The organism is Neogemmobacter tilapiae (assembly GCF_014652215.1).
GTDB lineage: Bacteria > Pseudomonadota > Alphaproteobacteria > Rhodobacterales > Rhodobacteraceae > Neogemmobacter > Neogemmobacter tilapiae.
This window is the reverse complement of sequence record NZ_BMYJ01000011.1, coordinates 109424-121080: the sequence shown is the minus strand read 5'-3', so window position 1 is coordinate 121080 and position 11657 is coordinate 109424. Positions and strand designations below refer to the sequence as shown.

General features: G+C 61.7%; 11 protein-coding genes and 1 riboswitch. Of the genes, 3 read left to right on the top strand and 8 right to left on the bottom strand.

The features are described 5' to 3' along the window. The first annotated feature begins 343 nt into the window (after positions 1-343). A complete protein-coding gene (locus IE095_RS15980) occupies positions 344-3742 on the top strand; it encodes an AAA domain-containing protein (protein WP_189412893.1) in 3399 nt (1132 codons plus the stop codon). A gap of 173 nt (positions 3743-3915) precedes the next feature. Then, a complete protein-coding gene (locus tag IE095_RS18740) occupies positions 3916-4212 on the top strand; it encodes a hypothetical protein (RefSeq protein ID WP_189412891.1) in 297 nt (98 codons plus the stop codon). A 155-nt stretch (positions 4213-4367) separates the two neighbouring features. Here IE095_RS18740 and IE095_RS15970 read toward each other — a convergent pair whose 3' ends face one another. The 8 genes from IE095_RS15970 to IE095_RS15935 form a co-directional block, all read right to left on the bottom strand. Beyond that, positions 4368-5432, bottom strand: coding sequence for a FecCD family ABC transporter permease (locus IE095_RS15970; protein WP_189412890.1), 1065 nt, complete (start codon positions 5430-5432; stop codon positions 4368-4370). Then, a complete protein-coding gene (locus IE095_RS15965) occupies positions 5429-6358 on the bottom strand; it encodes an ABC transporter substrate-binding protein (protein ID WP_189412888.1) in 930 nt (309 codons plus the stop codon). The genes IE095_RS15970 and IE095_RS15965 overlap by 4 nt, the downstream gene beginning before the upstream one ends. A gap of 12 nt (positions 6359-6370) precedes the next feature. After that, positions 6371-7147: an ABC transporter ATP-binding protein gene (locus tag IE095_RS15960; protein WP_189412887.1), complete on the bottom strand. Its 777-nt coding sequence runs from the start codon at positions 7145-7147 to the stop codon at positions 6371-6373. Further along, positions 7144-7596 carry a DUF1636 family protein gene (locus IE095_RS15955; RefSeq protein WP_189412884.1) on the bottom strand — a complete coding sequence of 151 codons (453 nt, stop codon included), beginning with the start codon at positions 7594-7596 and terminating at the stop codon, positions 7144-7146. The genes IE095_RS15960 and IE095_RS15955 overlap by 4 nt, the downstream gene beginning before the upstream one ends. A 30-nt stretch (positions 7597-7626) precedes the next feature. Continuing rightward, a riboswitch (cobalamin riboswitch) is annotated at positions 7627-7839 on the bottom strand. Between the two features lie 62 nt (positions 7840-7901). Then, positions 7902-8573: a glycosyltransferase family 2 protein gene (locus IE095_RS15950; RefSeq protein ID WP_189412907.1), complete on the bottom strand. Its 672-nt coding sequence runs from the start codon at positions 8571-8573 to the stop codon at positions 7902-7904. Continuing rightward, entirely contained in the window at positions 8567-9142 is a 576-nt protein-coding gene (locus IE095_RS15945; RefSeq protein WP_189412883.1) for a DedA family protein, read from the bottom strand. Before IE095_RS15945 ends, IE095_RS15950 begins: the two co-directional genes overlap by 7 nt. Beyond that, a complete protein-coding gene (locus IE095_RS15940) occupies positions 9142-10233 on the bottom strand; it encodes a ceramide glucosyltransferase (protein WP_189412880.1) in 1092 nt (363 codons plus the stop codon). The genes IE095_RS15945 and IE095_RS15940 overlap by 1 nt, the downstream gene beginning before the upstream one ends. After that, entirely contained in the window at positions 10230-11033 is an 804-nt protein-coding gene (locus IE095_RS15935) for a UDP-2,3-diacylglucosamine diphosphatase (RefSeq protein ID WP_189412879.1), read from the bottom strand. Before IE095_RS15935 ends, IE095_RS15940 begins: the two co-directional genes overlap by 4 nt. A gap of 199 nt (positions 11034-11232) precedes the next feature. On the opposite strand from IE095_RS15935, the gene IE095_RS15930 reads away from it, so the two are divergent. After that, complete coding sequence (locus IE095_RS15930) at positions 11233-11634, top strand: c-type cytochrome (RefSeq protein ID WP_229804851.1); 402 nt, start codon at positions 11233-11235, stop codon at positions 11632-11634. The last annotated feature ends 23 nt before the right edge of the window (positions 11635-11657 follow it).

The window sequence follows — 11657 nt, the reverse complement described above, 5'->3', positions numbered from 1 at the left end:
CTGCCCCCGCAACCAGAAAATCGCGTAAGATCAAAGACACGAACAACGCCCCGCGGGGCCCTTTGTGCATTCGTGTACCCAACATCAACACCGCCAAAGAAAAACCGCAACAGCACGCATAGTCGTGCAGCGAGCTACGTCGACGGACATACTCATGAACATACCATTGCGCAGCAATCCTAAGGCGTGCATCGTCGGGCAGTATGATCGACGGCAATGGATTTACGATGAAAGACGTTGGACTTGGGTTTTCTGGCTGGACTGATTTCGAACAAGCGATCGACGGGCATTCCCTAGCCGCGAAGCGGGCGGTCCGCGTCTTTGGACCGGGCAACCGCTCCAAATGACTGAGGCGAGGGAAGCAATACTTCGATACTGGCGGACCGCGCTTGCCGACGGGGCGCTTGGTGAAGGGAAGTTCACGCAAGCCGATCGGAAGCGGTTTGTGGACGTACCGGCCGAAGCACTGAAGTCCGGCGTTTTGCCCGTTGAGGTTATCGAGCGTGTTTTCCGCGGTCAGGCTTCGGCCAAAGCCATGGGTATTCGGTTCTGGCCGTTGGTGATGGCGCGGAAATCGTCGCATGGGGCCGCGTGGGCGGGCGGGCTGCCGGAAATCGTCGCGCCTGTGGTGACCGAGGCGACGGTTGATAGGGCCGGGCGGATCACCCCCACCCGAAATGCTTTGGCGCGCGACCTGCTAACGCCTTTGCCCTCCGGCGAGTTTGCCATCGGATCGGTTGATGCGCTGGACTCGTTTCTGACGGAAAGTCCCCTGCCGGAAATGGCAGGCGAAGGCGCATGGCAGGAATACCTTGGTCATTGCCGCAAGATGGTAGATGCGGTTTCGCAGGGCTGGCCGCGTGGTGATGCGGACTACCAACCGATCGGTTTGGGGTTCCTCGAACTCGCCGAAGATGCCAATGCCACGGTGCGCGGCATCCTTGATCTATACGACAAGCTCCTCGCCGAAAAGCCCGCTGCCCCGTTACTTGGGCAGATCGCGCAGCCACGTAAGGTAGTAGGTGGCCTTGACCATCGGATCGAGAGGGAGTTCGCGCGGCGCCTTGGACATTCGAATGCGACCTTCCCGCTTGCCGAACATCAGAGGCAGGTCTTGGCTTGGCTGGACACGTCCGCACCGGGCGAGGTGATAGCCGTCAACGGCCCGCCCGGCACCGGCAAGACGACCATGTTGCTCTCGGCCGTCGCCGGGCTCTGGGTGCGTGCTGCGCTTCGTGGAGACGATCCGCCAGTGATCGTCGCAGCATCGTCCAACAACCAGGCTGTCACGAACATCATCGACGCCTTTGGGAAGGATTTCGGAAAAGGGGAGGGGCGCTTCGCCGGGCGGTGGCTGCCCGAGGTGGAGAGCTTTGGGATGTTCCTTGCCTCGCACTCGCGGCGACTGGAAGCGGCGCGTCGCTACCAGACCGAAGAGTTCCAGACCGAGCGAGAAACGGTTGCCTATGTCCAGCGCGCAAAGGAAGCGTACTTGCTGGCCGCTAGGGTCGCCTTTCCGGACACGCCGAACCCTGACGTGGCTTCTGTGGTGTCGGCCCTTCAAAGGCGGATGGCAGCCGAGGTCGAGAAGCTTTCTCGCATCGATACAGCCGCCAGCGCACGCCATGCGGCGACTGAAGCCCTCAACGCGCAACTAGGCCCCGACCCCGAAGCAACTGAGGCTAGACGGGCAGAAGACGTCGCCCAGCGCACTGCCGCGCTCGAGAGGCTGCGGGGGGCAAGGGCGGCGCTTGATCAGCATCTGGCTTCGGAGTCCTCGCTGACGGCAGTTGTTGGGTTCCTTTCGTCGGTCAAGGAAAAGCGCGCATTGCGCGCCCGGCTGGCAATCGGCGATCTGTTGCCAGGCTTGGAGAACGCAAAGCGCGTCAGCGAGATCGAGGATCGGGTCAGGACCGAACTGGGGTCAGCAGAGGCAGCGCTAAAGGCTGCTGAACAGGCACTCGTAAGGGCGAGGGCCCTGCGTCGCGAGTTCCTTGAGGCGGAAAGAAGCTGGGAAGGCGCAGTGTCAGCCTTCAGCAGTGGTGACGACATCGCCGAACTGGAACGCCGTGCAGACCTCGAAACCCGCTTCCCGTTGTTCCTTTTGGCGACGCACTACTGGGAAGGGCGCTGGCTGCTGGCGATGGAGGCCGACCTCGCCGCAATCGTTGCTGCGAAGGGTAAGAATGGCAAAGCGACCGTCATTCCCCGGTGGCATCGTCGGATGATGTTGACGCCTTGCGCCGTGGCCACCTTCGCCAGCCTGCCCGGCAAGATGACCTACACACGGCGCGATGGAGGGAAATGGGCGACAGAGTACCTTTTCGACTTCATCGACCTTTTGATCGTCGACGAGGCTGGTCAGGTTCTGCCCGAGGTCGCTGGAGCATCGTTCGCCCTCGCGAAACGCGCCCTTGTCATCGGGGATACGCAGCAGATCGAACCGATCTCTTCAGTGCCGCGACCGGTTGACGTCGGCAATCTTCGGAACTGCGGGCTTCTGGGCGGAGAGACCGACATTGATGCGCTGTCAGCAAGCGGGATTTGCAGCACAACCGGCAGTGCGATGCGCCTCGCGCAAGAGGCCTGCCGTGTGTCACCCTATCCTGATCTTGAGAAGGGGCTCTACCTCTTCGAGCATCGGCGGTGCTATGACGAGATCATCAGCTTCAGCAATGCTTTGTGCTACAAGGGAAAGCTCCGGCCGCTGCGGGGAAAGGCCCCCGCAGACGCAGGACTTCCGGCGCTTGGGTATCTCCATATCGATGGGCGAGCGGTGACCTCGGGCAGCAGTCGGGCCAACCTGCTTGAGGCTCAGACGATCGCCGCCTGGCTTGATGAAAACCGCGCTGGGCTTGAGGCGCGCTATCGTCGGCCCCTTGAGCAGATTGTCGGGATCGTCACGCCCTTTGGCCGTCAGGTGCGCGAAATCCGCGACGCCTGTGCCAGCCGGAGGATTTCGGTGGACGGGCGCGAAGGCATGACCATTGGCACGGTCCACGCCCTCCAGGGCGCTGAACGGCCGGTCGTGATCTTCTCCCCCGTCTATTCCAAGCACGCCGACGGCGGCTTCGTCGATGCATCGCCTAGCATGCTGAATGTTACCGTCTCTCGAGCCAAGGACAACTGCCTCGTCTTCGGCGATATGGATGTCATGGCCGCAGCACAGACCGGATCGCCCCGTTCGATCTTGTCGGAGTTCCTGTTCGCCTCAGAGACCAATGCGCTTGAGTTCGCGGCCGAGCCCCGGACGGACCTGAAACAAGGAAGCGGCCAGATCCAGATGCTGCGGGATGCTGTCGGGCACGATGCATTCTTGCTGGACGCACTTTCTGCGGGTGGGCGGCGCTACACGATCGTCAGCCCTTGGGTGATCGCGGGCACGATGGAACGCGTCGGCCTGATCGCCGCCTTCGAAGGGGCTATCCGTCGAGGTGCCGAGATCGATGTGTTCGCCGACCCCTTGCTCAACGAGGGACCGGCCGCCGGTGGCCAGACCCAGATGGAAGCGGTCGAGAAGCTCTTTGCCAAGATCGGGGTCCGTCTCCACAAGCTGCCGAAGTTGCACAGCAAGATCGTGGCAATCGACAGCGACCTACTGTGTATCGGGTCCTACAACTGGCTGAGCGCTGATCGGCAGGGCCAGTATGCCCGGCACGAGACATCATTCGTCTACCGTGGCCAGCATCTCGAGGACGAGATACGCGCGATCGTCGGAAGCCTGAAGCGGAGGGAGAAATAGCGAAGGGGGGCAAGAGCGAAATTTGCGGGTCAACAATAGGTCAATGACGGCGATGCTCATGGTCGGGTCGGGCGGTCGTTTGGGCACGCTCAAAGCCATTGCGTAGCGAAGTGTGATCCCTCCTCGATGGTCATTAGGATGTACCGATCCAGCCATTCCTAGCTGATGGTGCGGTGGCCGCGCTCGAATTAGGCCCGCTGCTGCGGCTGACCGGGTTCGATACGCTGGATGTGATGCTGCGTTACGCAGCCCAGTTCAGCAATGTGCCGCTGATCTACTCTAGGCCGCTGTCGACGCCCTTATTCCCCTTATTTGGCAACAGGCCGATCGCTTTTCGCCTGCTGCGGGGCGCCGAAATCGGCGCCTCAATATATCAGCTAGTCTTTATTCAAAATTCTTTGGTTAAACTTGTCGAGAAAATTCAATTTATCCCTCTTACTTTCGTGGGGGTTATCCCGTTCAGAAATTGAATCACCCGGTTGCGCAGCGCGCCGGGGCCCCTTCGGCCTTGTGACGATCTATGGCGCAGAACGGTTTTTATTCACGCCTGTCGAAAAGGCGAGCAGATCCGGCAACAACTCGTTGACTTTGACAAGCCCATCCCCGCTTTCCGTTCGACCTGACGCTACTGCCGTCGTGCCAGCATCGTGATAAAGAATAGTCCTCCACAGAGTCCTGTAACGATACCAATGGGCAAATCCTCGGGGGCCATCACGACACGCGCGCCAGCATCGGCCCAAACCAAGAAAACGGCCCCGGCCAGCGCGGAACCGGGCAAGACACGGGCATTGTCGCCGCCTGTGACGAGACGCACGAGATGCGGCATCATAAGACCGACAAAGCCGATGAGGCCGGAAAAGGCGACCATGACCCCGGTGATCAGGGCGGCCATGACAAAGACGGTCAGGCGAAAGCGGCCGACCTCGATCCCCAGACTGGCGGCGGTTTCATCGCCCAAGGACATGGCGTTCAGCCGCCCGGACTGCGCCCAAAGCCAAAGCCCGCAGGGCAGCAGCACGGCGAGAGGCCAGACCAGATGCGACCATTGCGCAAGGCCAAGGCCGCCCAGCATCCAGAAGACAACCGTATGGGTGGCGCGGGGGTCGCCCAGAAAGATCAGGATATTGGCCCCGGCCATGATGACAAAGCTGATGGCGACGCCCGCCAGAATAAGACGGTCGGCACTGGTGGCCCCGGCCACGCGGGCGACGCCCAGAACCATGAGCGTGGCCATCAAGGCCCCGCAGAAGGCGAGCAGCGGCACGGTCAGCAGGCCCAGAAACATCCCCGTGTGCATCAGTGCCAGAATGGCCCCAAAGGCCGCGCCCGAAGAAATGCCCAAAAGATGCGGGTCGGCCAAGGGGTTGCGGGTCACGGCCTGCAGGGCCGCCCCAACGAGCCCAAGGCCCGCCCCGACAAAGCCCGCCAGAATGACCCTTGGAAAGCGGATTTCCCAGACGATGTTGGCGCGGCCCGCGCTCCAATCCGGGGTGATCAGACCGGGGGCGATGTGGTCCAGGGCGATGCCCCAGACCGTGCGCAGGGGAATGCCCACCGCCCCCACCGAGACGGCGATGATGACCGAGATCAGCAGCAGGCCAAAGGCCAAGAGCAGACCGCCCGCGCGAAAGCCGATGCGACGAGCGAGGCGGTGGGGGGCCAAGGGATGGGGGGCGGTGGCGTCGGTCATTCCGCGAAACCTGCGACCAGCTTTTCAACAGCCTTGATGTTGCGCGGGCCGGGGGTCGCCTCGACATATTCCAGCACCACAAAACGGTCGTTTTTCACAGCGTCGATGCTGGCGAAGGCGGGGCTTTCCTTCATGAAGGCGATCTTTTGTTCGGCGGTCACATCGCCATAGTTCACGATCACCACCACTTGCGGATTGCGTTCGACCACAGCCTCCCAGCCGATTTCGGCCCAGGATTTTTCCAGATCGTCCATGATGTTCATACCCCCGGCCGCCTCGATCAGGGCCGTCGGCATGGCGTATTTTCCGGCGGTAAAGGGGGCCTCTTCGCCGCTATCATAGACAAAGACGCGCAGGGGGTTGCTGCGGTCCACGCCAGCGGTCACTTTGGCCAGATGGGTCTTGTAGCCATCCACCAAGGCCGTCGCCTTGTCACTGACGCCAAAGATCGTGCCGAGATTCAGGATGTCGTTGTACATATCGTCCATCGAGGATTTGGCCTTGGCTCCGATATGGATGCAGCTTTCGGTCAATTCATAGGTCTGGATGCCCAAGGGGGAAAGCGTTTCGGGCGTGACCTCGCCGCCGACCTTCATCCCGTAGTTCCAGCCTGCAAAGAAAAAGTCCGCCTCGGCCCCGGCCAGAACCTCTTTCGTCGGGTATTTTGCAGAGAGTTCCGGCAGTTCGGCCACGCCTTCACGCATTTCGGCATCCAGCGTTTTCCAGCCGGAAATGCCGGTATAGCCGACCATCCGGTCGGCCAGCCCTAGAACCAGCATCATTTCGGTCAGGTTCACATCGTTGGAAATGGCGCGGGTCGGCGCGGTGTCAAAGGTGACATCGCGGTCACAGCTTTTGACGGTGACGGGGAAGGCCAAGGCGGGGGCAGCAGACAGCAGCAGGGCGGCAAAGGATAGGCGGATCATGGAGGGGCTTTCTTACAGGTGAAATGAAAAGCGGGGGGCAGGGCCGGAGCGGTCGATGCGGGCGCGGACGTTGAAGGCGCGGGCGAGCGTGGGTTCGTCCAGCGCGGTTTCGGGCGGGCCGTCCGACAGCACGCGGCCCTGATGCAGGACGATCACCCGGTCGGCGAATTCGGCGGCGAGGGAAAGGTCGTGCAGGGTGGTGATGACGGTCAGGCCAAGGCCGCGCAGCAGGGCGAGCAATTCCAACTGGTGGCGGATGTCCAGATGGTTGGTGGGTTCATCCAGCACAATCACCTGCGGTTCCTGCGCCAAGGCGCGGGCGACCATGACGCGCTGGCGTTCGCCGCCCGACAGGGTGCCAAAGGCGCGTTCGGCCATGGTTGCAAGATCCATCCGCACGATGGCCGCGTCGATGATCGCCTTGTCTTGCTGGCCGGGTGTGGCAAGGCCCGCGCCCCAGCCCTTGCGGTGGGGCAGTCGGCCCAAGGCGACGATCTGGCGCACAGTCAGAGCGAAATCGGTGGGCTGTTCCTGCAAGACGGCGGCGACGGTGCGGGCCGCTTCGGGCGCGTTGATCAGCCAAAGATCACGGCCCAGCAGGCGCACGGTGCCCCGGCGTGGGGGCTGATAGCGATAGATCAGCCGCAGGAGTGAGGACTTGCCCGCGCCATTCGCGCCGCAGATGGCGACGATCTGGCCCTTTGGGACAGAAAGGGAAATGTCGGACAGAATGTCGGGTTGCCCCTTTGGGCCCCAACAAACGGATTCGAGTTCGACGGCGGCGGTCATTGGATCGCCCCTTCGCGGGTGACGATGATCGCGGCCGGAATGCGGGCCAAGGTGTTGTCGCAAAGGCGGGGCGGGCAATCCTTGCCGCTGCACCAGCCATCATCGAGTGCGGCGTAAAGGCGGGAAAATTCGATCAGGTCGTCGATGGGTTGGTCGGGGTCGATGTCGCCGAACATCCAGGTGGCCTTGGCCGTGGCCCGCCAAGCGACGACACAGGGTTCGCCATGGGCAGGCACGCAGCCCGCCAGACAGGCGGTGCCCGACACTTCAAAATCATCGCCAAGGCCCGCGGTTTCAATCGCGGCGCGCAGCTTTTTCAGCAGGGCAAAGCCGGGTTTGCAGGCCTCGCCCTTGTGCTTGCAGGCTTTGCACACCAGAATCTGGTGCGGCGCGGATTGCACCACGGAATAGGCGGGCGTGGCCACGGGCCGACGCTGGGAATCGTCCATCGAATACTCCTTCCGGGGCACCCCGCCCGGTGGTTTAAGCGTTCGATGGCAGGTCTCCTGACTTGCGGGTCTAGGCTTGCCCCACCTTCCCGGCCCATAGGGGCCAGTGGCATCGGGGTTCGCTCGCCGCTTACAGTTGCGGGGGCAGTCACGGATTTGGCGGCTGTTGCCTACACCTCACCGTATTCCCTTTTCACCCGGCCGCGCGTGGTTTGGCCGGGAACCATCATGCCCAAGCTCTGGCTTGAAAGGGGAAGGACGTCAATGCTGGAAACGACATCTGTCGGACAACCTGCGTCGCAGGTCTATATCCGCTGGCGGCGCAACGCCAAAATCTGAGCAACACAACCTACTAGGCCCATCGTTCGGAACATGTCGCCGATCATCGCCAAATCGGCACGCAATCCTGCGACAAGGCAGCCTCTTTTGCTGGCCTTGCTTGGGCTGGCCACCTTTGGCCATGACACGATGGCCAGACGGATGCCGGCATGGATCAAAAGCTTGTTGAGGAATACTTCAAAACCAAAGCGTGGTAGGGCGGCAATCTTGTCCAGATGCGGCGTCAGAAGATTCAGCGGAATAACCCGCTCGCCACTAATGTAGTCCAGTCCGATCAGCCGCCAAACCCAAGGTGCGTTGCCGCGCAACGAAAAGCTGGCCGTCGCTTGCCCCGATTGAACCGGCAGGATCAGGGCCGAAAGATCAGCCTTGGTCAGGCCAATCAGATCAGCATCCAGCAGCAGCACATGTCCATCCATCACCTTTTGCAAGCCCATGACCAGAGCCGCAGTCTTGCCAAGGTTTCCGGGAGTTCGCAGCACTTCGGCCCCCAAGCTGCGCGCGACATCGCCAGTGCCGTCTGTCGATCCATCATCAATGACCAGAATACGGTCGATCAGCGGATGATCGATCACAGATTGCAGGACAGCGGCAATCCGGGGGGCCTCGTTCCAAGCGGGGATCAGGCAGGTCAACATATGGCGGCCCGTCGCTGCATCAGCCACCAGAACCCGCCCGCCAACAGTCCCACAAAGACCACAGCCGAACCCCAGCCGAGCCACGCCGAGGCACGACCATAGGCCTCACCCACCAAATAGCCCAAAGTGACAAAGATCGCCGATTTGGGGACGTTGCACAGCAGGTTGATTAGGGTGAATTGCAGCAGGTTCATTTTGGCGGCCCCAGCGGCCAGCAAGACAGCAAAGCCTGCGGCATGGGTCACTTTGCCTATGATCAAAATCTTGGTGCCGTTGTCGCGGATCGTCCGCACCAGCGGCACCAGTTGCGTACGCGGCAGACGCAGCCAGCGCCCGACATAGGGCAGTCGGTCCAGCCGCAAGCCCCTGCCGATCCCGTAAAGCAAAAGATCGCCCAGCAAGTCGCCCACGACGGCCGCGACCAGCACGCCCAAGGGGTTCAACAGGCCGATGCTGGCCAACCACCCGGCAATGATGGTGACGATGGGGCCTTCAAGAATGGCCAAGGGGACAAGGGTGATCAGGCCATAGGCGCTGATCAGTTCGGGAATGGCACTCAGATCACTCATCAACTCGCCTCGGGGATATCCATTTCATGGCCACGCCAGACGATGCCGCGCCGCGCCCAGGTGGCCAGCCAAAGCGGCCAGATCAAGGCATCACGCAGCGGCATCGCCAAAAGATCGCGCCAGCCATGCGGCCAGCCCGCCAGCCGGGCCAAGGCCCATTCGGCCCCATACCACAAAGCGACAAAGGGCAGGAGCAATTCGCTGTGTCCTGCCAGCATAAGCAAAAGCACGGGCAGAAAGGCGCCATTCACCCACTCCAGCGCAAAGATGCCGGGAAAACCGTCGCGCCGCACCCTGCTCCAGCGCAACTGTCGATCCCAGACCGCGCGAAACTTCCGCCGCCCCAGGGGCTGTGCAAAGGGGGCGGGTGTCAGTCGCACCTTGCGGCCCATCGCCCGCACCAGACGCGTGGCCGAGACATCCTCGGCCAACCAGCGGCCCAGTTTCAGCAGGCCCCCGGCCTCTTCCAGCAGGGACTTGTTCCAGAACAGGCTTTTGCCTTGGGCAAAGCCTTGGCCTAGGCTGTCGCAAGCCAATTGCAGCCGCCCTTGGTTGCCGTTCAGAAAGGCGGCCTCCAATGATGCGGCCCATCCGTCGGCGCGACTGCCTGCGGCGGGCGATGTGACAAGGCCGGTCTTGTCATCCCAAGCGGCAACAAGGCTGCGCAGATAGTTGGGCGGTAGCATCAGATTGCTGTCCGCCATGCAAATCCATTCGGCCCCCGCCGCCTGCCAACCCTTCCACAGGTTGTCGAGTTTTGGGTTGCCGGTGATCCGAGTTTGCCCAGCCAACAGCAGGGCGCGCACTTCTGGATGCTTTGCTATCAGTTCACGCACCAAGGCCACCGCCGGGTCGCGCTCGGATGGGGCGCAGAAAATCAACTCATAGTCTGGCCAATCTTGCAGGAACGAAGATTCCAGCGTTTCCCGGTCAAAGGCATCCACGCCGCAGACTGGGCGCAGCAGTGTGATCATTGGTTGGCCCGTGATCACGCCACGCCGACCTGTGCCTTGCGTCAGCCGCCAGCCGACCAGTCCAACCGTGGCCAGATGTGCGGTCAGCAATCCACTGGCCAGAACAGTACCGATCATGCGATCACCGCCTGGCCCTGCGCCGACTGACCACGCTGGACGGCCATGGCACGGACATCCAGCAGATGCAGTCGGCCCGAAAAATCCTCGGCCAAGGCGGTGAAACTGTCCAACCAGTCGCCACAGTTGCCGTAGAGCAGCCCATGGCGTTCATGCAGCGCCGCAATGTGGAAATGGCCGCAGATCACCCCATCGACACCCCGCAGACGCGCCAGATCAATCAGACGCCGTTCATGCGACCGGTCGGGATAAAGCCAATGGTTCAGCAGATGCAGCGCCTTGGCAAAAGGCCCCCGTTTTGGGTCGCGCAGCCGAAGGATCCAATCATCGATCACGCGGTCCAAGGCCCGCAGTCCATGGTCCAGCCGACTGCCGATGCGCCGCAGAAGGTTCGACTGAAATAGCCAATTGTCCTGCCCGTCGCCGTGAATGATAAGATAGCGCCGACCATCCCCGGCCTGATGCACGATTTCCAGACAGGTTTCGACGCGCAGTGCACGCGAGGGATGCGCCGTTTCAGGAGCCGGGTCGTGGTTGCCCCGGACATAAGTGATGCGCGCACCTTCGGCCTGCCGAAGGTGCAAATGGTCGATCACGGCCTGATGCGTGTCGGTCCAATGCGGGATCACGACATGCCAAAGGTCAAGGATGTCGCCGACGAGATGGTAATGTTCAGCGCGGTTCTTTTGCAGGAAATCGAGGATCAGATCAGCGCGGCACCCGATGGCGCCCAGATGCAGATCCGACAGGAACAGGCTGCGATGTTGGCGGGGCGGATGATCCGGTGCGGCGTGACCCATCTGTCCTGTCCTTCGTTCCTTGGCGTCTTTCGCCATTAACGGGGCGGTTTTGTCTTTCCGTCGCAGAATCCTGCAACGTCGCTGTGACATTGCTGCGAATGCAGCATGACACAGGTCAAAGCTCTGACCCGGCATTTGGTTCCAGTCTGGAGGCGCATGCCCGAATCAGGGGCATATTCTTTGGATGAGAGGATAAATGATGCTGTTGCGCAGCAGTGTTTTGCTGGCCCTGCTGGCCAATCCGGCTTTGGCGGGCGATCCGGCGGTGGGCGAGAAAGAGTTCAACAAGTGCAAGGCGTGCCATGCGCTGGTAGCCTTTGACGGAACCGTGGTGGTTAAGGGCGGTAAGACCGGGCCGAACCTTTACGGCGTGATCGGGCGGCCTGTGGGGGGGATGCCGGAATATGTCTATGGTCCGGCGCTTTTGGCTGCCGGGGCAGATGGGCAGGCCTGGGACGAGGCTTCGTTGGCCTTGTATGTGAGTGACCCGAACAAATGGGTGCAGGAAAAGACGGGTGATCCGGGGCTAAAGACAAGGATGACCTTTAAGCTGGCGAAGGGAGGCGAGGATGTGGCGGCCTATCTGGCGACGCTGAAATAGCGGGGCTTTCCGTCAGGACGGAT

What these genes read in the sequence shown, in the direction of transcription:
- IE095_RS15940 (WP_189412880.1), bottom strand. Translation starts at nt 10,233, where the DNA reads ATGATCGGTACTGTTCTGGCCAGTGGATTGCTGACCGCACATCTGGCC.
- IE095_RS15930 (WP_229804851.1), top strand. Translation starts at nt 11,233, where the DNA reads ATGCTGTTGCGCAGCAGTGTTTTGCTGGCCCTGCTGGCCAATCCGGCT.
- IE095_RS15970 (WP_189412890.1), bottom strand. Translation starts at nt 5,432, where the DNA reads ATGACCGACGCCACCGCCCCCCATCCCTTGGCCCCCCACCGCCTCGCT.
- IE095_RS15955 (WP_189412884.1), bottom strand. Translation starts at nt 7,596, where the DNA reads ATGGACGATTCCCAGCGTCGGCCCGTGGCCACGCCCGCCTATTCCGTG.
- IE095_RS15965 (WP_189412888.1), bottom strand. Translation starts at nt 6,358, where the DNA reads ATGATCCGCCTATCCTTTGCCGCCCTGCTGCTGTCTGCTGCCCCCGCC.
- IE095_RS15960 (WP_189412887.1), bottom strand. Translation starts at nt 7,147, where the DNA reads ATGACCGCCGCCGTCGAACTCGAATCCGTTTGTTGGGGCCCAAAGGGG.
- IE095_RS15980 (WP_189412893.1), top strand. Translation starts at nt 344, where the DNA reads ATGACTGAGGCGAGGGAAGCAATACTTCGATACTGGCGGACCGCGCTT.
- IE095_RS15945 (WP_189412883.1), bottom strand. Translation starts at nt 9,142, where the DNA reads ATGAGTGATCTGAGTGCCATTCCCGAACTGATCAGCGCCTATGGCCTG.
- IE095_RS15950 (WP_189412907.1), bottom strand. Translation starts at nt 8,573, where the DNA reads ATGTTGACCTGCCTGATCCCCGCTTGGAACGAGGCCCCCCGGATTGCC.
- IE095_RS15935 (WP_189412879.1), bottom strand. Translation starts at nt 11,033, where the DNA reads ATGGGTCACGCCGCACCGGATCATCCGCCCCGCCAACATCGCAGCCTG.